23 protein-coding genes and 1 tRNA gene are annotated in these 21,045 nt (G+C 54.8%); 18 read left to right on the top strand and 6 right to left on the bottom strand.

Translation table 11 applies throughout. The features are described from left to right. Positions 1–774: 774 nt before the first annotated feature. From ACR0CG_RS09700 to ACR0CG_RS09685, 4 genes are all read left to right on the top strand, one after another. Positions 775–1,926 (top strand): tyrosine-type recombinase/integrase, encoded by a 1,152-nt coding sequence (locus ACR0CG_RS09700; protein WP_480524425.1) that lies wholly within the window; start codon positions 775–777, stop codon positions 1,924–1,926. A gap of 137 nt (positions 1,927–2,063) precedes the next feature. Further along, positions 2,064–2,315, top strand: a complete 252-nt coding sequence (locus ACR0CG_RS09695; RefSeq protein WP_480524423.1) for a helix-turn-helix transcriptional regulator — start codon at positions 2,064–2,066, stop codon at positions 2,313–2,315. Positions 2,316–2,451: 136 nt separating this feature from the next. After that, positions 2,452–4,788, top strand: coding sequence for a bifunctional DNA primase/polymerase (locus tag ACR0CG_RS09690; RefSeq protein ID WP_480524421.1), 2,337 nt, complete (start codon positions 2,452–2,454; stop codon positions 4,786–4,788). Between the two features lie 26 nt (positions 4,789–4,814). Then, positions 4,815–5,081: a hypothetical protein gene (locus ACR0CG_RS09685; protein ID WP_480524419.1), complete on the top strand. Its 267-nt coding sequence runs from the start codon at positions 4,815–4,817 to the stop codon at positions 5,079–5,081. Between the two features lie 288 nt (positions 5,082–5,369). Here ACR0CG_RS09685 and ACR0CG_RS09680 read toward each other — a convergent pair whose 3' ends face one another. Both ACR0CG_RS09680 and ACR0CG_RS09675 read right to left on the bottom strand, forming a co-directional pair. Further along, on the bottom strand, positions 5,370–6,293 hold the full coding sequence (locus ACR0CG_RS09680; RefSeq protein WP_480524417.1) for a LysR substrate-binding domain-containing protein: 924 nt from the start codon (positions 6,291–6,293) through the stop codon (positions 5,370–5,372). Positions 6,294–6,875: 582 nt separating this feature from the next. Next, a complete protein-coding gene (locus ACR0CG_RS09675) occupies positions 6,876–7,565 on the bottom strand; it encodes a winged helix-turn-helix transcriptional regulator (protein ID WP_480524415.1) in 690 nt (229 codons plus the stop codon). Positions 7,566–7,745: 180 nt separating this feature from the next. Here ACR0CG_RS09675 and ACR0CG_RS09670 point away from each other — a divergent pair, with 180 nt between their 5' ends. From ACR0CG_RS09670 to ACR0CG_RS09635, 8 genes are all read left to right on the top strand, one after another. After that, on the top strand, positions 7,746–8,828 hold the full coding sequence (locus ACR0CG_RS09670; protein ID WP_480524413.1) for a Zn-dependent alcohol dehydrogenase: 1,083 nt from the start codon (positions 7,746–7,748) through the stop codon (positions 8,826–8,828). Positions 8,829–9,229: 401 nt separating this feature from the next. After that, entirely contained in the window at positions 9,230–9,865 is a 636-nt protein-coding gene (locus ACR0CG_RS09665; protein WP_480524411.1) for a hypothetical protein, read from the top strand. Further along, positions 9,846–10,250 carry a hypothetical protein gene (locus ACR0CG_RS09660; RefSeq protein ID WP_480524409.1) on the top strand — a complete coding sequence of 135 codons (405 nt, stop codon included), beginning with the start codon at positions 9,846–9,848 and terminating at the stop codon, positions 10,248–10,250. The genes ACR0CG_RS09665 and ACR0CG_RS09660 overlap by 20 nt, the downstream gene beginning before the upstream one ends. Positions 10,251–10,252: 2 nt before the next feature. Next, positions 10,253–10,828, top strand: a complete 576-nt coding sequence (locus tag ACR0CG_RS09655) for a hypothetical protein (RefSeq protein ID WP_480524407.1) — start codon at positions 10,253–10,255, stop codon at positions 10,826–10,828. Continuing rightward, positions 10,818–11,603 (top strand): terminase large subunit domain-containing protein, encoded by a 786-nt coding sequence (locus ACR0CG_RS09650; RefSeq protein WP_480524405.1) that lies wholly within the window; start codon positions 10,818–10,820, stop codon positions 11,601–11,603. Before ACR0CG_RS09655 ends, ACR0CG_RS09650 begins: the two co-directional genes overlap by 11 nt. Then, positions 11,588–12,304, top strand: coding sequence for a hypothetical protein (locus ACR0CG_RS09645; protein WP_480524403.1), 717 nt, complete (start codon positions 11,588–11,590; stop codon positions 12,302–12,304). The genes ACR0CG_RS09650 and ACR0CG_RS09645 overlap by 16 nt, the downstream gene beginning before the upstream one ends. A gap of 281 nt (positions 12,305–12,585) precedes the next feature. Next, positions 12,586–14,175 (top strand): hypothetical protein, encoded by a 1,590-nt coding sequence (locus tag ACR0CG_RS09640; protein ID WP_480524401.1) that lies wholly within the window; start codon positions 12,586–12,588, stop codon positions 14,173–14,175. A 373-nt stretch (positions 14,176–14,548) separates the two neighbouring features. Beyond that, positions 14,549–15,064, top strand: coding sequence for a hypothetical protein (locus tag ACR0CG_RS09635; RefSeq protein ID WP_480524399.1), 516 nt, complete (start codon positions 14,549–14,551; stop codon positions 15,062–15,064). 104 nt (positions 15,065–15,168) lie between these two features. Here the strand turns inward: ACR0CG_RS09635 and ACR0CG_RS09630 are convergent. After that, positions 15,169–15,244: transfer RNA gene (locus tag ACR0CG_RS09630), tRNA-Thr, on the bottom strand. Between the two features lie 180 nt (positions 15,245–15,424). Here ACR0CG_RS09630 and ACR0CG_RS09625 point away from each other — a divergent pair. Next, positions 15,425–16,300 carry a hypothetical protein gene (locus ACR0CG_RS09625; protein ID WP_480524397.1) on the top strand — a complete coding sequence of 292 codons (876 nt, stop codon included), beginning with the start codon at positions 15,425–15,427 and terminating at the stop codon, positions 16,298–16,300. 294 nt (positions 16,301–16,594) lie between these two features. Here ACR0CG_RS09625 and ACR0CG_RS09620 read toward each other — a convergent pair whose 3' ends face one another. Continuing rightward, a complete protein-coding gene (locus ACR0CG_RS09620; RefSeq protein ID WP_170614681.1) occupies positions 16,595–16,864 on the bottom strand; it encodes a DUF2312 domain-containing protein in 270 nt (89 codons plus the stop codon). 163 nt (positions 16,865–17,027) lie between these two features. On the opposite strand from ACR0CG_RS09620, the gene ACR0CG_RS09615 reads away from it, so the two are divergent. Next, positions 17,028–17,246, top strand: a complete 219-nt coding sequence (locus ACR0CG_RS09615) for a hypothetical protein (protein WP_170614682.1) — start codon at positions 17,028–17,030, stop codon at positions 17,244–17,246. Positions 17,247–17,256: 10 nt separating this feature from the next. Here ACR0CG_RS09615 and ACR0CG_RS09610 read toward each other — a convergent pair whose 3' ends face one another. Next, entirely contained in the window at positions 17,257–17,472 is a 216-nt protein-coding gene (locus tag ACR0CG_RS09610) for a hypothetical protein (protein ID WP_480524395.1), read from the bottom strand. A 253-nt stretch (positions 17,473–17,725) separates the two neighbouring features. On the opposite strand from ACR0CG_RS09610, the gene ACR0CG_RS09605 reads away from it, so the two are divergent. From ACR0CG_RS09605 to ACR0CG_RS09590, 4 genes are read left to right on the top strand one after another with little or no spacing between them, the layout of a single operon-like run. Next, positions 17,726–18,589, top strand: a complete 864-nt coding sequence (locus ACR0CG_RS09605) for an MBL fold metallo-hydrolase (RefSeq protein ID WP_170619544.1) — start codon at positions 17,726–17,728, stop codon at positions 18,587–18,589. A gap of 33 nt (positions 18,590–18,622) precedes the next feature. After that, a complete protein-coding gene (locus tag ACR0CG_RS09600) occupies positions 18,623–19,045 on the top strand; it encodes a YeeE/YedE family protein (protein ID WP_480524393.1) in 423 nt (140 codons plus the stop codon). Continuing rightward, positions 19,045–19,476, top strand: a complete 432-nt coding sequence (locus ACR0CG_RS09595) for a DUF6691 family protein (RefSeq protein WP_480524391.1) — start codon at positions 19,045–19,047, stop codon at positions 19,474–19,476. Before ACR0CG_RS09600 ends, ACR0CG_RS09595 begins: the two co-directional genes overlap by 1 nt. Before the next feature lie 9 nt (positions 19,477–19,485). Further along, positions 19,486–19,917: a TIGR01244 family sulfur transferase gene (locus ACR0CG_RS09590; protein ID WP_170680823.1), complete on the top strand. Its 432-nt coding sequence runs from the start codon at positions 19,486–19,488 to the stop codon at positions 19,915–19,917. Here the strand turns inward: ACR0CG_RS09590 and ACR0CG_RS09585 are convergent, their stop codons facing one another. Further along, positions 19,918–21,027 (bottom strand): FliM/FliN family flagellar motor C-terminal domain-containing protein, encoded by a 1,110-nt coding sequence (locus ACR0CG_RS09585; protein WP_480524389.1) that lies wholly within the window; start codon positions 21,025–21,027, stop codon positions 19,918–19,920. It abuts the gene before it with no gap. Positions 21,028–21,045 lie beyond the last annotated feature (18 nt).

Here is a 21,045-nt window from a genome sequence, read left to right as displayed (position 1 = left end):
AGCAATACTTAAGGCCAGCAAAGTGTGTGCAAGTCTAGCCTAATTGGTAGGTTGAGAAAGTCGTGAGATCGAAAATAATGGGATGTGAATTTCAAAGTTTAGAGCGATAACCACTCACTGGAAAAACGCTATCGTTCTAAGCCCGCCGGCTCCGCTCGGCGGGCTTTTCTATTTGTACAGCACTGTCTAAATTGGAGGAGCAAGGCTTTGCAGGATTAGCCTCGTAGAAAATCTCCGGGGACGGAAATGCTTTTCGGACGCTGAACACAATTGATTAGTTCAGTCGGGGATGTTTGGCCATGATGATCGAGCAGAGACTGAACTGGTCCGACGCAATTGACGTCGTGAAGGGTATGATCGAAAACAGGTTCGCTCGGTGACTTAGAATGATAGTTATGAATTTGTAGGTTTTTTGGCTTAGCCTCTTTGAACCTTGCGCTCTCACACTTTGTCCAAACGCGCAGGCCTTGAGAAATATTTCTCAACCATCAAAAGGGTGGCTAGTAGGGTGGATAAAAATTAGCAAAAACATATTAACTTATTGTTATATTTTGGATAAATTAGGAGTTTTGGTGCCCCCACACGGACTCGAACCGCGGACCTACTGATTACAAAGACCTACCATCAAATTGGAGTTGAACGGGATAGATCGGGCAAGTGCCTATTATTTAAGGTAAAATCGCGGTTTTGTGCGAGCGACCGGTTGGGCGCTTGCGGAATGGATCGTATTACATCGGGAACACTTTTTGCAGAGACTGTTGCAGAGGCCTGATTATGCCAAACATAGCGAACTTACGTTCACGTCCAAAGATACAAGCCATCAAACCAAGCGACGGTGAGACAGTATTTTTTCGCCATGATGGTGACGCATTGAAAGGTCTAAGACTGGCTGTCGGCACACGGACCAAGACTTGGATCATGTCCAAAAGGATTAATGGAAAGTCGCGTTCGATCACGGTCGGACGCTGGCCTGAGATTGCAAATGGCGACGCTGCGATGGAGGTCGCGCGTGAAAAGATCGATGAACTAACATCAGGAACAGATGCGACTGCGACAGGCATCGCCACGTTGATGGATGCATTTGAAAGCCACGTTGCACGGTCAAAGGCCAAGCCTTCCACCAAAGACGAGTATCGCAGGCAGATCGACTGTCACCTTTCCGGCTTGTTCTCGATGCCTATCGAGAAAATCACGCTCCCAATGCTGGAAGATGCCATCAAAAGAAAGTCGCCATCAACGGCAATACATCTTGCACAGATCATTCGGATGGCATTCAAACGGGCATCGACTTTGCGCCGCTGCTTCGACGTATCAGCAGACCTCAAAGTCATGGAACGGCATCGTCCTGCAAACAAGGTTCTCTTCGATCCCAACATCAAATGGCCTGCCCTTGATCTGATATTGGCGCGACCGAAACTCATCCACCGTGTTGCTTGGTTCACAATGCTGATGACCGGTTTTCGATCCGGAAATGCCCGTTCGCTTGCGTGGGATCAGATCGACTTGGACGCCAAAACCATTTCGCTTACAGCAATGAAGAACGGCATGAGCCGGACGTTCCCGGTCGCAGACGTCGTGGCTGAGGCGTTGACATGCCTTCCTCATCGCGAGGGTTATGTGTTCACGGCAAGGGTAAAGGCTGGCTACATCGACCATCTCAACGCGCTCCGTGAGGGCGATCGCAAGTTATTACGCCCGCACGATTGCCGTCGACTTTTCACAACCGCAGCGCGTCGCGCTCGCTTGCCTGAGTACATAATCGACGAGCTTCGTGGCGACACGCCCAAGAATGTGCAGGACATCTACGACCAAGGCTCGGCGAACCATGACGACGCCAATATGATCGCCGAGCGCATTATTCAGGAATGCGGTCTTGTACCTTGTTCCGTGGTTGAGCAGATCAAAGCACCTGACTACATTAGTTGATGAACCGGACACGCCGTTCGGGGATGACAGAGCATATCACAGGGCCGCTTGCTGGCTGCGAACCTGTGTGAGGGCAAGCCAGCAATTCAACTCCCCGTCTCTTCATGAATAGAGAGAGAATATACGGAGGTGTTGATATGGATCTCTCCAACGAAATTCGTGCATTGCGCGACGAAATTAAAACACTGGCCGAACGTGTCGAATGCGCGTCGGCGCCGAAACTTATGAACACGTCGCAATGCGCGGCGTTCCTCGGAAAATCGCCGGACATTCTCTACGAATGGCGGCGCGACCGCAAAGGACCACCGTACCTGCACCTGTCGTCGCGGTCGATCCTGTACGACAGGGACACGGTGATCGAATGGGTCAATTCTCACGAAGTGAAATAATCGGAGCGAAGCACAAGACTTCGCTCCGATTGGGCTGCGCAGATTTTGGAGATGTGCAATCGCATTATAGTCGATTGCCGTAGTCGCGCCCACCGAAGTTTAAGGTCTTGAACGCGCTCCGTCTGGAGACGGAACGATGAAAAACGAACTTCTAAAAGCCGGATACAAGCTGGTGCCATTGGTGGATCAGCAGAAACGTCCGCGCGACAATGGCTGGGGCCAAAACACTTACACCGCCGCCGATCTCGGTCGGCAGATAGGTCTCGTGATCGAGCCGGGAATGGTCGATGTCGATCTCGACTGGCCGGAAATGCGCGATCTATGCACTGACGGACGGTACGACACGCTAGTGTGGGGCCGTTTGGGCAAAGCGACACACTATGTCTATCGCAGTGATCTGGAGAATCCTGTCACATTCCGCCTGCCTCATGTAGTCGGTGCACCTGTCCTTGAGGGTGAACATGCCTTCACGGTGTGTGAACTGCGAACGTCGCGCGACGGTGAAGCGTATCAGGCAATGATACCTGACAGCGTGCATCCTGATGGCGACGAACTCGAATGGATCAACAAAGACATGCCCCGCGAATGGTCGTCCGAGAGCATCGTGCGCTGCTTTGGCATGTATGCAGGCATAGCGGTTCTGTCGCGCTTCTATCCCGGCGAAGGCGCGCGAGACGAATTCGCACTTGCGCTGACAGGCTGTATGGTCCGCGCAGGTTGGTCGGAAGAGCAGGTCAACGGCTTCATGACTTTCCTCTGCCGCCTAACTGGTGACGAGCAAATCAAAATGCGCGCATCAAAAGCGCGACGTGCTCTGACACGCCTTGAAGCCGGTCGCAAAGTTGCGGGCATTCCCAAGGCGGCGGAAATCATGGGCATCCCAATCGAGTGGATGCAGGAAGTGGCGATCTGGTTGGGATGGAAACAGCGTAACCCGAGAGGTAAAGGCTCGGCTGTCTTCGTGTCAGCGCAAGTCGCTGAGGTTGCCAAACAAGCGTGGGACGCACTGGCCGAATACCAAGTCGATGGCGATCCGGGCGTTTACGCCTACGGAGAGGCGCTAGCGCGTGTGGATGATGGGCGCATGGGGCTGCTTGATGCATCCGGGCTTGAGTTCGAGCTGAACCGTTGCACGACGTGGTTGGCGCAAAAGGACGACAAATGGAAGCCGGTGTCTGCGCCGGCGAACGTCGTGCGGGATATGTTGGCGGCGCGCCGCCGCGATGTAACCGTCCCGACGCTAAAGCAGGTTTCCATCGTTCCGACGTTCACAGGCGACGGACGCCTGCTCAATGAGAATGGTTTCGACGAAGCGTCAGGCATCTTTCTCGATCTCCATGTTTCCGTCGATGTTCCGAAAGAGCCGACCAGATTGGAAGTTTGGTCCGCGCTACGTCAGTTGTGGAAGCCGATCTCTCAGTTTCCGTTCGAGGACAAATCAGACAAGGTGCATGCCGTCGCCATGATCTTGGAACCGTACATGCGAGACATGTTCGGTCCGACGCCGCTGTACTTCATCAACAAGCCAGCGGCAGGCACAGGCGCGTCTCTGTTCATAGAAACGTCTCTCTATCCGACGCTCGGGAAGTGGCCAGACGCACAAACGCCGTCAAAGTCTGATGAGGAGATGAAAAAGACGCTGACCGCCTGTTTCGTAGATGGGCTGAGGTGCATCTACTTCGACAACGCAGACACTTTGAACTCGCCGTCCTTCGCCTCGGTGTTGACGGCAGAGGTCTATGCAGCGCGTATCTTGGGCGTCTCCAACATGCTGCGCGTGCCTGTGCAGGTTCAATGGGTGGGATCGGGGAACAACACCGAACTATCGGGCGAGCTGCATCGGCGCACGGTGGACATCCGCATGGACGCGCAAATGGCAAATCCGGAAGATCGGGACGTCTCGCAATTCCGTATAAGAGATTTGAAGTCATGGGTGCGAGATCATCAGGCTGATCAGGTCCGTTCCGCGCTGACGATCATCCAATACTGGGTCAATCAGGGCATGCCGGAGGGCATGGCGTCCAAGGCGTCCTATGAGGCATGGAGCGCGAAGATGTCGGGCTTGTTCGAAACCATTGGCGTGCGCGGGTTTCTTGAAACGCCGGATGACCGCAGACCAGAAGATCCAGACGAGGAGATCGCGCGCGAACTGTTCCACGCGATGGACAGGGCGCACCGAGGCCAGGTCGATCCATCGGGCGACATCGATGAGTATGGTAACGCCACGCGGCGAACAGATTGGTCAAAACCGGTGAGGGCGGGCGATGTGGTCGATCTTGTCTCTGCTCTCAACATCGACTTCGACTACGGTTTCAAAGATGAGCGCAAAGTGATGGCGACGTTTCTCAAGCGGTTTCGTGGGCGCGTCTTCGCCATGGAGGCAAATTCGGGGCGCAGCGTCGAATTACGGCTGACCATGCACAAAGACAGTCGCGGGACATATTGGTACGTGGAGCGCGAGGTCGAAAGTTGACGGTGCAAACGGTGCGGACACGGTGCGTGGGAAATGCGCTTGGCGATCAAGGCAATGACACCATCTGCACCGTCGCCACCATCAGTTTGGACGTTTTACGTCGTACGGAGGCGCTCATGCTCGGTCGTCAGGATCGCGCTTTGCATAAAAACGATGGTGCACATGGTGCAAACGGTGTCATCCACTTGATGCGCCGAGATAAACCGCCTGCACCATGCACGCACCGTCGCCACCATGCGATCCTGCCTGTCCCAGAATTCTCCGCCTACCTGAAACCAGAGGCGATTGTTTAGGCAGAATTTGCGCGACCAATTGATAGGTGATCAACCGCAGTCGTCCACCAATTGATTCTTCAGTAAGAGGTTTTCCGACATACGCGTTGCAGAGCGCTTTAGCTCTGCGACAATCCAGAGTAGCGAGGCTGAAATCGGTAGCTCGGATAGGTGATTGATCCCTGAGTGGCGATGTCCGCTTCACACATCTGAGCGCGCGTTTTCAAAAGTGGGACCATTGGCTGCTCTGCGGACGAAGTCGCCTTTGAAGGCCATCGATTCAACGACTGCTTTCGGTGCGCACGGATACTAACTATGCAATGGTTGTTCAGCAGCCGACCGGTCCGCCTCTGCAATCTCGTAGGCCCATGACCGAAACGCCGAAACCTTCGGCGAGTGCCATTTGTGACGACCGGCTAGGAGGCAGATGGCACCGTCAGGCGATTTGCACACCTTGTCCGGAAACGGGGCAACCAACGTTCCCGACTGCAATTCTTCGCGACACAGGACAAGGTCGGCCATCGCAACTCCAATACCCATGACCGCCGCTTTGGTTGCGATGTCAATGTTAGGAAACTCCTGACCGTCAGCCGGGTCGACGCCGACGGGCTGAAAAGCATCGACCCAAGTTCTCCAGTCAGCATGACTTCTTGTTTCGTGCAGCAACTCACAATCGGCAAGCACCTCGGGAGATTTTAATGACTTATTAAGACGATAGGCCGGCGTACAGGCCGGGGTGAGTAAAATCGGAAAAAGTGTCTGCACCTCAAGATCATGCGAGCGGCTCGACAGGTTGGATATCGAGAAACCGATATCAGCCTGGATTGGGTCGAAGCCGCCATCTGGATAAAAATCCGTTGTCAGGCGTACATTGAACTCTGGATGGGCTTCCCTGAAGCCTTCCAACTTCGGCAGCAACCACCTGATTGACGTCCCCGGGGGGCAAACGACGCGCAACTCGTTGGCATCTGCGGAAACTTCTTCCGCCGCGCGCCCGATCATGCTGAAAGCCTCCGATACAGTGGGCAGAAACGCGGTGCCCGCTGGCGTCAATCGGACCCCTTGAGCCAGTCGCTCGAAGAGCTGTACGCCCAAATGGTCTTCCAGCAGCTTGACGTGCCGACTGATCGCGCCGCGCGTCACATTGAGCTCTTCGCTCGCACCCACAAAACCACTGTGACGCGCTGCAGCCTCAAAGGCTCTGAGGGCGTTAAGGGGTGGTAGTTTTGCCATATGTTAGGCTCATTTTTTCTGATCCTCTGGGTGCAAAAGCTTGGTTTGCTCAATAGTTTCTGTTCGCGGTATCCCTCAGTCAAGTCAGAAAACATGAGGAAATTTCTATGTCGGTCGGTGTGGTTGAAAATACTCTGTCGCTTCGGAAAGTTGCAGATGTGTGGGAAGCGTGCAAAAAGCTAATCCCAGGGTCGGGGGTAGAAGCGTCTGACACGCAGCTAAAAAAAGAACTGGAGCGCCTTGCTCTGAGCGCACCGCACACGCTGGCGGATATAGGGTTTGAGCGTGACGTTAACGCGTGTTCCTGCGAAAGAGCCGTATGGCGCCGGGGCAGGCACTGCGTGATTGTCTTCAGTGACAAGCATGCCTCCGCCGTCATTTGATTTGTTTTTTTAGCGAACCAACAAATGGTGTTACGCCAATACCGTATCTTGGCTGGCGTCAAAGGCCAGACATTCGGATCAGGTGCAGCAATAGGGACTTTGGGCTCATTGCTGACCTTAGCTGCTCGATGAACGAATGACGGTTGTGCGGGTCAAAGGGTGTATTCTTTGCGTCTCCACCAATGTCCACTTTGAATGTTTAGATTACAGCCTCACGCGCATACGAACTGAGAATGAGCCACTGATTTACTGTTTTGGCTAACGCGGTTTCGCCGATTAGGTTGATGTGTTCATTTTCGATCTCATGCGACATTTGCGAGTATCCGAAGAACACCGATACCAACGTCTCAAACTCTGATGTGATGTACAGATCGACGTCAAAGCCTGGATCAAGGAAGCAGACGTCTACATCTTGGCCCGGACGGTTCATAATCCAAAAATCTTTCTCTCCTTCCCCTTGTTCGGGGAATGACAGCTTCATGACCACGCGGCGATTAGGCAGTGCGCTGGAATCAATGCAAAGGCGGAGATTCCAGACAAATGCGGACGGCTTGGTTAATCTGGTGTGGTCTTGTATCGACGTATTGCGATACGCCCATTTCCCCAGTTCGGTGATTATCGGATCAAGCTCAATTGCAGCATCCGTTCGGAGATAGTCAATGCTTCCGGAAACAGTGTTTTCAACGCGTTTCACCAACCCCTGCGATTGAAGCGTCTTCAATCGCTTTGTCAGCAAAGTTGGAGATATTCCCGGGATACCGCGCCGGATATCGTTGAACCGTGTTGACCCCCAACGCATCTCGGTCAGGATGTGAATGGTCCAACGTGGTTGCAGAACCTCGCAGGCCATATTGATAGGGCAGAACAGCATGTTGTTTGGATTGGGCAATGCATAACCTCCAACTCGGAAGCGTAAGCAGCTATCCAACTCCGATCCAGTCCATTTTCTGTACTGGCGACAATCCAGTTTCTACACTAGCGGGACTCCTGGAGCCCGATTAAATTGATGAGTGCCCCCCGCGCGGCATACCACTGCCGCCGACAGATCATGGACACTGGGAGATTTCGAATGAAAGCCGCGGTACTGTACGAACCGAACACCGAGCTTGTCATAGAGAACATTTCAATCCGAAAGCCTGTCGGGCGCGAAGTTCTTGTCAAAACAGTATATGCAGGGCTGTGTCACTCAGATTTACATTTCATTGAGGGATTGTATCCACATCCGGTGCCTCTGGTGCCCGGTCACGAGGCAGCTGGTGTTGTCGAAGCCGTTGGGCCGGATGTCACGTATGTGAAGCCTGGCGACCATGTAATTACCTGTTTGGCCGTTTTTTGCGGCACGTGTGAGACATGCCTGTCCGGCAAACCGGCGATTTGCTCTAACCCCGAAGTGCGACCTGAAATGGGAAGTTCGACCGAACTGAGCTGGGAAAAAAAGCCGCATCTAAACAAATTCCTAAATCTGTCGTCATTCGCAGAACAAATGCTGGTGCACGAAAATGCGCTGGCAAAAATTCGCAAGGACATGCCTTTGGACCGAGCTGCTCTAATTGGTTGCGGCGTTCTCACAGGGTTTGGCGCAGTGGCTAACTCTGCACGACTCCAGCCCGGTGAAAGCGTAGCAGTAATCGGATGTGGCGGCGTTGGAATGGCGGCGGTCAACGGCGCGTGGATTTCTGGTGCAGGACAGATCATCGCAATCGACACCAACCCGGACAAGCGCCAATTGGCTTCCAAATTGGGTGCAACCGATGTCATAGACCCTTCTGATGGTGATATTGTGGAGCAGGTTCTGGCACTGGCTCCGGGCGGAGTTCATCATGCAATCGAGTGCCTGGGCTTGAAAGCCACCGCAGAACAGGCATTCCGAATGACTGCCAGAGGTGGTGCCGCAACTGTTGTGGGTATGGTCCCATATGGCCTGAACATCGAAGTTGATGGCCTCGATCTGCTGTATGAACGGCGCTTGCAGGGGTCGTTCATGGGCGGCGGCAGCTTTCGGACAGACATGCCGCGTTTGATCGAACTCTACCTTCAAAACCGCCTCCAATTGGACGAATGGATATCCGAGCGCATTTCCTTGGAGGAGATCAACCGAGGCTTTGCAGCCATGAAAGCTGGGACAGGCATGCGTTCGGTCATTGAATTCTGATAGCTCTTGCCACTAGGCGCTACAAAGGGTGCATAGCCAATTTTCCGTACTGGAAACTGCGGACATTCGTTCGCTCTGCAGCATTCGTTAAATTAGGCTTGAAGACGTCATCCGAGCGATTTGGTCGGATGTCCGCAATCGTCATGAAAACGGACCTCCAACGCCTCCGGCAATTACCGGTCGCCAAAATACGAACGTCGCCACCATCTTTCTTGCTATTCCTAGTCCGAGGTTCGCTACCTTAAAAAATCAATAATTACCTTATTCTACCGGTCGGAGTTCATGCGCATAACCATTATATTGATTGGTGAGCGTCGCGGCGCATCGCTCTCTTTCTGACTTGTCCAGATGAGCGCGGTGTCGTCCTGACGCCGCGCTCATTTAGTCAGAAGGAAAACACAATGACCAATGCGACGACCGCCGCCCTGCAAACGCTAATCAAGCAGGTCGAAACACTCACCACCACCGTCTCAGATCAGGCGAAACGTCTCGACGATCTGCACACCTTCAACACGCGCATCCTTGACGAGAAGAAGGACATGCAGCGTCAACTCAAAGCGCAACAGGCAGTGCCATCTGTCTACGAGGATGAAGAACACGACCGCAAAATGCGGGCTGCAAACTTCGATCAAGACGCCAATGGCAACTGGTATCTGAAAGGGACACGACCGAAGCACGCCATCTCCCGCAAGGATGCGCGCGATCCGGTGAAATATCGCGAAGCCAAGGCTGCAGCGCAGAGGGAAGGTACAACTGTGACGGTCATCGATGATGGCGACGGTGATCCGACGATCCGCAACACGGGTCAGACCAACACAATCCAAAGCAAGACATTTACCTTCGATGATGACTTCGAACGCGTGCGCTATGTCCGTGCTGACATGGACAAGGGCAATGGCCTCGTCCACCGCCGCCTGCAAGCAGAGCAGGAAGGCTTCACCTACAAGACATTCCGCACACTGGACGATCTGCCACCGCATGCTCGGACCAAATTCGAACTCATGGAAAGGGCGGCCAATGCGGACGGCAACACCTGAAGACCGAGCCTGCCTACAGTTTGCTCTACATGTCACAATCGGCATCATGCCGGATACCGAGTGTTACGTCCTGCGAGACGGACAACACTACATCATCGAGGGAGATCCAGTAGTTAAGCTTGATCCGTCACGCGGCGTTGAAGACGCGGTTGTTGTCACTCTTGGTCAGGCGATGAAATTCCATCTGGCGGGCCTCGGTCTTGGCCAGATGCGCAATGACCTCATTCAGTCGGGCGTCGATAAACAGTTCGCAGATCGGGTTCATTATCATTTGGTCGATGTCTCCAAGGAAGAATGGAAGCGCCTCAAAGAGCGCGTTGATTGGTATCGCGACGATAACGCCTCACCGATTTACGCTGAAACCGAGAATTCAGGAGTCTCCTGAAAATGCGCGGCGGCAACAAGAATTCCGGGCGACGGGCCATCATCGACATGCGCCCGGACCGGAATGAGATCATCAAGGACATTGTCCTCAGTCGCCGGTCCCTGTCCGACATCGCGCGGCGGATCGGCTGCAACTACTCGACAGTGCAGCGGTATCGGGATGACAAGATCACCGAAGAAATGCGTCGGGAGATTCTGGCACAAGAGCGCATCCAGCGGATCGAAGCGGACACCGAGATCGTCAATCAGGATCGCTTTGATGTCGCCATGACTTATGAGTCCTTGGCCAAGCGCGTAGAACGCCTGATCTCCAAGGCGGAGCAGAACGCGGATGATGGCTTTGCGCTGGCGGCGATGGAAGGATTGCGGCGCGTCTTGCGTGACATCGCGCAGGTGCAGGGCAAGCTGGCACAGAACCTAACCGTGAATGTGACGCTCGCGGAAAGCAAAGAGTGGGTCACGCTGCGCGGTATTCTGCAAAATGTTTGTGAGGAGGTGCCTGCTGCGCGCGAACCTCTCCTTCGTCACATGCGCCACCACGTCCTGAGTGTAACGAATGAGGTCGGCGATGCCGTTTGATGCACTGCACGACTGGTGCGCCAAAGTGGAGCGCGATCTCGATCCGGGTGCGGAAATGCTGCATTTCCTGCGGCAAGAGGTGCCGACCGCCGATGTTGTTGATCCGTGGCAATTGGAGGCAATCACGTCGACTGCGCCAACGGTTGCCATGCGTGTCTGCCGACAGGCTGGCAAATCTTGCGTATTGGCGACGCGCGGCGTGCGTGAGTTGAAGCGCGGCGGCACGACGATCTGTCTTGCGCCGGCCGAACGACAGACGCGTGAGATCACGCGGAAGGCGGCGATGTACCTGCGCACCACCGATTTGGTGGTAGAGCGGGCGACGCAGTCCGAGATCGAGACATCAAACGGCGGGCGTTTCATCGCCGTGCCTGCGTCTGGTGCAACCATTCGCGGGTACACCGCTGATCTGATCATGGTCGATGAGATGGCCTATCTGCCGGGACACAACGGAGGCGAAGACATCGTGGTCGCACTGCTGCCGATGCTCAAGGACAACGGCCAGACATTCTACGCCTCGACGCCAGCGGGCAAGCACAACATGTTCGCAGAGCTGTTCACAGAGAGGCGCGAAGGCGTTCACCGCATCGTCGTGCCCGGAACATCCATTCCCCGCCTTGCTGCCCGCGTAGAACGCCTGCGCTCGCAATTGTCAGCCACGCGCTTCCGGCAAGAAGTTGAAGTCGAGATGCTTGCTGACGGTCTTTCATATTTTGATTTGTCCATCATCGAAAACGCCACCAGCAGCGAGAGTGCGATATGGCCAAGGATTTGAACCTGATCCACATGCCGGACGGGCGCATTGTAAACGAGACCAACATGGATCCCGCTATCCCACGCGTGACAGGCTACGAGCGATATTGGATTGGCGTGGATTTGGGACAGGCGAATGACTACTCTGCTGTTTGCGTGGTCAAGGATCGACGCCTTCCGATCTCCGATGGATCGAAGGTCGTGTTGGGACAGCGTGAGCGAACGGTTGTCTATGCTGACCGGTTTCGCGGCGTGTCCTACGTGGATGTCGTCGACCATCTCGTCCAACTGCGCAACGCGTCGCCATTTGGTGGCAAGTCCGAACTCGTCATCGACGGCACGTCCATTGGGCGCGTGGTGTCGGACATGCTTTGGGAGCAGGGCGTGGATCACAGTGCTATCCAGATGACAGGCGGGCAGGATTGGTCCCGCAAGGGCCGCTATGTGAACGCCAGTAAGACATTGATGGTGGAAAACCTGGCTGTGCTGTTTGCCTCTGGTGAACTGACCTTCGCACATGATCTGCCGCTGCGACGGGAGATCGAAGAAGACCTTGCCTCCTTCACGACGCAGACGACGGCAGCGGGCAATCAGATCATCACTCAGTCGCGGAATTCGTCGGGTCATGGCGACATGGGCATTTCACTGGTGGTGAGTTCGTTTGCTTCGCAATATCTCCAGACCTGCGCATTGGTGGAGTGGAAGCTTCGCGGATGGCACTAGGCTACCCGGTAGACATCGACGACCGTTTCGCTGGTATAGGAGCGACGGCTTCGATACCAAGGTGCACATATTGGGCGAAAATAACCGCAAACATTTCTGCATTCTGTCCGTCGGCTTTTGCGGCGGAATGGCAGAGCATAGGTTAGCGCAATTTTTGTGCCCAGTTGGATCAGGCCGGGTATACGAAAAAAATCGCCAAAAAGTTAGAAAGTAGGATGCAAGTAAGACCGCAACAGGAAGTAGTAGAGATCATTTCCACCTTTTGGGCGAACAACACATTCATGAATGAACTGTCGATGCTCGAGTTCTACGTGAATCAGTTCCCATCCCAAAAGTCTCGCGATCAGGCCGTTAAGAAAGCGATGGGTGATATCGCCGATCGACTATTGGAACGCGATTTAGTGGAAAAAACCCTCATAGAAAAGCTGCGTAATAGTTCAGCTAAAAGCGCTGGGTCAGCTATAGCTGAGATTAAGAAAGGAATGGCGGCCGCGATTGATGCTGCTTTTAAAGAGTTAGATGATATTCCTCCGTCTACCTCAAAAGCAGCTTCATGGTTGGAAACTGAATTTCAGCGAGATCTGGAGCCATTTGAGAGCGTCATTTGGAAAAAATTTCCGCCGTCAGATGCACTTGATCGCGTGCGAAAATATCGAGATGGACACGGAGAAATAAGGCCGAACAAAAGATCGCAGCAGTCGATCGAGTGCAGCCGGATGTCGGATTACTTGATCGCTTTAGGATTGAGCAACGGTCAAACAGATAAGTATGTGAAGGACCTCGAATGGAGCTTCCGCAACGACCTAACCGAAATCCACTCTTCTTGGACAGCGCATTTTGACAGCCAGTATGCTAGTTTTGAGTTGAGGCCACAATTCCTGAGCCCAACGGTACTAAGCGTCAGCTTCTCACTTTGGCTTTGGACGAGTTCGGAAAGGTTCGTCGAGCTGTTTCGCCCAGAACTAGACCGGATCATACCACTACTGCTAAAATTCACGCTATCTAATGGCGCGCTCTGGCAGGCGGTGCCGACTTCTCCAAGCGAGCCTAACGGCAAGTTCCTAGACTACGCTCCGAAGGCGTCGGTCCCGGCAACTGCACTTTTCGCCAATTCACTGTTCGCCATAAAGCGTGACGAATGGATTGAGAGCCACGCTGTTCCTGCTTGCGAGTGGTTGGCTTCTGAACAGATGCCTGATGGTGGTTGGCGAATGCTTGAAGGCAAAAAAGCTGACGAAAGCGACACTCTGACTACATTACTTTGCGTAGACGCGCTTCAAAACTGTGATGGGGAAACATACGCAACACACATCACACATGGACGTGAATTTCTTTTGGACAACCAAGTCCCGAGTGGAGCGTGGACAAATGACTACTTGGACGACGCCTTCTTCACTCGGAAGGTGCTGGAACACTTTCAAAATGTTGGGTCGAGCAGATCACAGGGCACTTTGGGCGACTTGGTTTCGACTTCAAGAGAGTTTCTCTTGATCGCAAAGGAACTTCTTTCGCGCGGCACGGGTTCAAACTACAAGCTGGCTGTCATCGCACTTGCTCATAGCCTTGAGTTCAATCTGTATTCGATTTTGGCCCATGAGGACGTTGGAGTCGACTACTATGATGAGAAGTCCGCCGACAAAACTATTGGTGCGCGAGAGGCGATGCGAAAGTTGAAAGAGCATCTTGTCATTAAAGGCAGTATGTCTTCTACAACTGCACTTAAGTACCAGACCCAGTTGCGAAGCATGCTCTCAAAGCGTGACAGTGTTGTTCACAAAAACCATTCTGTATCGCAAATTGAACTGGCTCGGTGGGTGAACGAGACGGAGGGCTTTATCGCTCATTATCGCCGAGAGGTGTTAGGGGAGTAATCCGCTCGATCCAGTTGACCAAATGAGACACAAAAGGCGCAACAACGACAGCTGGCGGAGTCCGTATCTTGCTACCCCGCATGCTGACCGGAGAAAATCTGTTCAACTCAAAAAGTCCAATTTACTTGTGTGAATGGCCCCACGCTTCAACCGGATAGAGCAGCCTCCTCCTAAGGGGTGGCCACAACGAAGTCGCAGCAAAAATTGACTCAGGCTGATGATTGTGACATTCTCCGGGTCCGCTGCACGGTACCTTTTCCGAGACTGCGCCCCAATCCGCTCATCGCTGATTGCCTTTCAGGAAACCAAAACACCTTATGGTGCCGGTCTCCTGATCCGATTCCGACACCGCAACTCGGAAAGGACTTCGGGAATGAATTTTACTGATCTATGGCCTATGGACGCGCTCGACATCGCGTCTCACCTGCAAACTGAGCTCGACGTTGAGCTCGCATTTGTTGAGCAACAACGGGAATGGGAGACCCATCTAGCAACGCTGAATAGCAAGGCCAAATACCGGGCAAAAAACACCGCTGTTCTCCGCCACAAACAAGCGATGCGCCGCGCTAGGGCAAAAAACGCGGTCATGCCATGGTTGACGAAGATTCAAGAGCGCCAAATACAGTTCAAGTATGAACGCGCCGTCGAAAAAGAACGATGGACAGGCATCCCACACGAAGTTCACCACGAGTTGCCTCTAGTTGGCGAATGCGGCTTCACTGGCGAACACATTGCCTGCGGGCTCCATGTTCCTTGGAACCTCAAGGTCTTGGGGCGGGAAAAAAACCGGAAACTTGGTTCGGTCGTTCCAATAGAAATGCGTGCGCTTAGCGACGAAGACTTGTCTTGCCTCGGTTCAGGTGATGGCGACGATGAGATTCCGTTCTGAACAGCGCCGACTGCGCGATGTCGCAGAGACGATGCAGAAAACCCAACAAAAACAAAGGCCCGTCGAACAATGGGCCTTTAACCGCTTGATTTACATGTGTTTGATGGTGCCCCCACACGGACTCGAACCGCGGACCTACTGATTACAAATCAGTTGCTCTACCAGCTGAGCTATAGGGGCGCTGGCGTCCGATTACTCTCTCCGGAAAGGGACTGCAACCCACAAATTTTGCCCGCATGGAAATCTTTCCCAGAACGTTTTGATAACTGTGCCACTGTTCCCCGTTGCGAATTTGACTGTGGTTGCTGCAGGCTGTAACCCGACAAGGCACCATGAGGACGCAAGGGCTGAAACAGAAAGATGCAGGTTGTCATTCACGCAGGCGGAGCTTTTGCGGACGATGGTCGGCTGCTGAACTCATTGCAGGCGAATTTGAACATCCTGTCTGCGCATGGGGTGTCTCTGGTTGGACCACGGCGCTATCGACAGGTTTTTCGGCCTGTGTTCAACGCGATAGGATCGCATCCGGTTTCCACTGATGAGCTTGTCCGGCTTATGGAAATACTGCCGGATGACGAAAACACTCAGCGAACAATATTCACCAGCCCGGATTTCATCGGTGAGCCGGTCGAGGCCATAAAGGATGGACAGTTCTATCCTGCGGCCGGGCAACGCATGGCCATCCTGGAACACGCCTTCCCCAATGATCAGGTCGAGCTGTTTTTCGGGCTGATCAATCCCGCAAGCTTCATTCCGAAAACCCTGGCGGCACTTCCGCAAGACCGTCGCGATCAGATCCTCCGGGACACCGATCTGAGCTGCCTGAGTTGGCTCAGCACGATAGAAGATATTCGCGATCTCGCACCCGGCGTCGGAATAACGCTTTGGTGCAACGAGGATACGCCTCTGATCTGGGGGGATGTGCTGCGCGCGATGGCCGGGCTAGACGACGATGTGGTGATGCAGGATGAATATGCCTTCCTCTCCTCCCTGCTGACGGAACCCGGCAAGCGCGAGGTTCTGGCGCTGATCCGTCAGGACCCTCAGCCCGACAAACATGATCTGCGTGAGGAACTGGCCGGGATCTTTGAAACACACGCATCGCCTGAAGAGGTTGAAGAGGAGTTGGAATTGCCCGGCTGGAGTGTGGATATAGTCGAAGCGTTTTCCGAACTTTACGAACAGGACCTGGCCCGAATTCAATCCATGCCGGGCATTCGCTTTCTGAAACCCTGATGGTCGGCCGAGGGTGACGGTCACCCGGTGCGGGTCGCCGCCAATGCGGGTGAACTTCGTGAGGGTTTGGCGAGGTGCGTTTCAGGTCCTCAGGAGTATGAATGCACCTGCCCTGCCGGTCAAAATCGGGACGGCCAAAGGCCTGTTACTGAGTGCCACGAACTGACAACGCGCGAAGCCAAAGAAAGAGTTGATAGACCCACACTGCGCCTGAACGCTGCGACAGCCCGAAATTCGCGGGCTTCCCCCTAAGACCCGAGCAGAATGGCAGCAAAGTACCCTGTGGTTCTGAGCCTAGCTCATACCCAAAGCTTCTTTGTACATTTCTAGAACCGCTTCTTCCTCGGCGATGTCGTCCTTGTCCCGTTTGCGCAGCGCGATTACCTTGCGCATGACCTTGGTGTCGTAGCCGCGCGCTTTGGCTTCTGCCATCACCTCTTTTTGCTGTTCGGCAATGTCTTTCTTCTCGGCATCGAGGCGCTCGAATCGTTCGATGAACTGGCGCAATTCGCCCGCCGTCACACGGTAGTTGGCGGTGGCCTGATCTTCGGTCATGTCTTCCATTTACGTCTCTCCCAGAGGCTGCGGTCTGATGCTGTGACATCGGGCAATATGCCGGATACATCGGTGCCGTCCGGGCCGCAAGCACCCAATAGCGGGCCAGGCTTGTGCCATCCGGCCTGATCCGCTAAGCGCAGCTTGAGAAAAAGGCAATATGTGGAAACCCATGTTCGAACTCATCACATGGAGCGGGGCCGCTCTTTCGCTGGCGGGGCTGGCCGGGCTGGTCTGGTGCATTCTGCGCGTGATGAAGGCGCGCAAGGCCGGCCTTTCGGATGATGAATTGCGCGCGGCTGTTCAAAGCGTTCTGCCGTGGAACCTCGCCTCATTGTTTTTATCGGTGATCGGGCTGATGCTGGTCATCCTCGGTATCTCGTTCGGATGACCAACTAAGCTCAGACTGGCAGGTTGTCGAAGCGCGCTTCCATGGCGTCTTCGCACAGCGACGCATCCAGTCGCTTCAGTCGGGACGGCACATGCAGCCCCCGCTGATGCAGACGGTCAATCATTTTGCTGACGGAGGGCTGAAGGGCCAGTCGTGTTTCAAGGCATGCACCATGCAATTGACGCTCCAGTTGTTCAGCTTCTGAGTAGAGATTCTGTTTCGACATTTCCATCCTCCCAAATGGTGCCAGTCTTGCAGATATGCGTAGTAAGTAACGGTATTGCGACTTTCAGAACATTTCCACCCAAGGTTGCGGATTCCCGCCGGTTCCCGGGGAAGATTTCGCCACTTTGCGCGCACTGCATGAATTTTATGCGGTTCCGAGTCAGAATGCCTTGACCGACATCAACAAGGAATTGATGATTGCATCACATTCCGAATTTACTATATGATATGTGATACGTTTAATGGGGGTGTGCATGACACCAGTAGTGAAAGCCTTTTTCGATCCGGATACATTCACCGTATCCTATGTCGTGCAAGAGCCCGAAGGCACTGCGTGCGCAATTATCGACAGCGTGCTGGATTTTGACCATGCATCGGGGCGGACCGGCACGGGTTCGGCCGACCGGATCATCGAATACGTCAGGTCCGGCGGACTGAAAGTCGAATGGATTCTGGAAAGCCATGTGCATGCAGATCACCTGTCGGCCGCGCCCTATCTGCAGCAGGAGTTGGGCGGAAAGATCGGGATAGGCGCCCAGATCGTCACGGTGCAGGACACGTTCGGCAAGGTGTTCAATGAAGGTACGGAATTCCAACGCGACGGCAGTCAGTTCGACGCTCTGTTCTCGGAAAATGACAGCTTTCACATCGGCCAGATGCGGGGCGACGTTCTGCATACGCCCGGGCACACCCCGGCTTGCATGACCTATGTGATCGGTGACGCGGCTTTTGTCGGGGACACCCTGTTCATGCCCGATTTCGGAACCGCACGTTGCGATTTTCCGGGCGGCTCCTCTGAAATGCTGTATGCCTCGATCCAGAAAATCCTGTCCTTGCCGGATGAAACCCGGATTTTCGTCGGGCACGACTACAAGGCACCCGGACGCGATGAGTTTGCCTGGGAAACGACGGTGGGCGAGCAAAAGGCGCTGAACGTACATATCGGACAGGGACGCAGCATCGAAGAATTCGTGGAAATGCGGGATGCGCGGGATGCGACACTGGCGATGCCCCGGCTGATCCTGCCATCGCTACAGGTCAATATGCGGGCCGGGCAGATGCCGCCTGCGGACGAAAAAGGCGACGTATTTCTGAAGCTGCCCCTCAACAAGCTTTGACGCGTACAGGCGCTTAGAAGAAGGCAAAACAACATGAATGCAGACTGGATATGGGGCCTCGCCGGAGGCCTTCTGATCGGGCTCGGCGCCGCAGTTTATCTGTTGGGAAACGGCCGCATCATGGGCGCCAGCGGTATCCTTGGCGGGTTGGTGGATCGCAGCGGCAGAATGGCCGAGCGTTTGGCGTTCATCGCCGGTGTTGTCGCCATACCGGCATTGCTTCGCCCCTTGATGAATCCGCAAGCTGAAACCCATCTGACCGGAAACATCGCGGTTGTGATAGCCGCCGGCCTTCTGGTTGGCGTCGGCACCCGGATCGCAAACGGCTGCACCTCCGGGCACGGTGTGTGCGGCATCTCGCGATTTTCAACGCGTGGGATCGTTGCCACGATTGTCTACATCGCCGCGGGCGGGCTGACGATTGCCCTGCTGCGGCACGTTTGGGGGGTGATCTGATGCGCGTTCTGATTTCTCTGATTGCCGGATCCCTTTTTGGCGCGGGTCTTCTGATCTCGGGCATGACGGACACCACCAAGGTGCAAGGCTGGCTGGACGTGTTCGGCAATTGGGATCCTACCCTGGCCTTTGTGATGGGAGGTGCAATTCTGCCTATGTTGGTTGCCTGGCAGCTGACGACCAACCGCGCACCTCTGGTGGGTGGGCAGTTTCCGAACGCACCTTCATCGGAACTGGATCGCCGTCTGATCATTGGATCGGTTCTGTTCGGGGCCGGCTGGGGGCTGGCCGGATTGTGCCCGGGCCCGGCCATTGCGTCGCTCAGCTACGGCGGGGTTGGCGGCGTTGTGTTCATGGTGGCAATGATCACGGGTATGTTGATGGCTCCAACCCTTGGTTCGCAACTGGACAGAACCGCAAACCCGGCCTAAGCAATCAGAATGGAGATTCGACCAATCACCCCCCGCTATGCCGTCTCGCCACAAATCACGGTCGAGGATGTGCCAGCTATCGCTGCGGCAGGATTCGTCAAAGTCATCTGCAACAGGCCCAACATCGAAGTTCCGGCGAACATGCAGTCTGACGCCATCGGACAGGCAGTTCGCGATGCAGGGATGGAATACGAGGTTCTGGAACTGACACACCAGACCATGACCCCCGAGAACGTGGCACTTCAACGTGAACTTGCGGAAAGCTGCAGCGGGCCGGTTCTGGCTTATTGCGCATCAGGCACGCGATGCTCGGTGGTCTGGGCGCTGGGGCAATGTGATCGGATGAGCACGGATGACATCCTGTCCGCCACAACCAATGCAGGTTACATGCTGGAAAACCTGCGTCCGGCATTGGATCACATCCGCCAGGAAAAAAGCTGATCAGAAATTATGGCCCGGGTCGGTTTCCGGCCCGGTCAATCCAGCAAGCTGGGATATCTCGGCGGCCATTTGATCGGCGTCCTCATAATTCAGTTCCGCATCGGCTGATGTCAGCAAACGCGTGTCTCTTGGCGAGGAGGCCTCAACCGCATCGACTTGTGCGGTTGGATCGTTGGGGATCGACTGTTTTTCGTCGGGCTTGCTTTCCAGAAATGCCAACGCTGCCGCATCGGCGGGGACAGGTGTAATTCCTTGCTCATTCAGCCGAACAGCGCGCATTCCCCCACATTGACCCAGACGACCGACAGCGACGGGGCTTTTGTCAATCGTCAGGAGCCTGGTACGGTCCAGCCTTGCGCCGGTCAGGGGAACAACATCGCCCACCTTTAGTTCCGACAATGCCGTCAGGGGCAGTGACATTCGGCAGATCACGGAGTTCAGTTCAGCCCGTAAAACGCCGGTCGCCTGATCCAGTCGGGGCCCTGTTTGCTGAATGGCCGCGTCACCGGTTTCCGCAACCTGTGCTGGCACGGGTTGCAGAAAGCACATCTGACCTTGCCGCGCCCCTCCGCCCAGCTCCACAGTCAGGTCGAAAAGGCGGTATCTGTCTTCCACCAAAGCCAATGACAGGGCCCGTGTATCCGGCAGGCGGGAAGCAAACTCAAACCCCGACAGGCTCGCCTGATCGGACGCCAAGGCGACCAGATCGACGGACCGAGCCAGCGTATCTTCGATCAGAGGCGCCACCATGGCCGCATCTGTTTCTGTGAAAGGGCGCGGCTTAGGTTCACCCGGCAGCACCTCACCGAAGGTTTGCGCCTGCACGATCGCGGACACAGCGCCGGGGTTCAGACAAACGGCAGCCATGACCCCATTGTCCGCCCGAAACAACAGTAAAAGCCAGTCTTTCCCTATCAGGTCAGCCAACCCGTCCTGCGGGCAGGTCGTCTGTTTTGCGCCGATTACAGTTAGTGGTAGGTTCCATTGTTCGCCCGCCGCCCTGGCCAGTGCCAGTCGGAGGGCCCGCAGCACCGATCGGGGCGTGTCGTCGGGTTCGACCGGCCTGATTGCAAGCTTACGCACCAAAGCCGCATTGACGGGTTGTGTCATCGCCCTGTTCGCCACCTT

This window comes from Ruegeria sp. AB8 (assembly GCF_056542605.1).
This window is presented reverse-complemented; position numbering and strand designations above follow the sequence as displayed.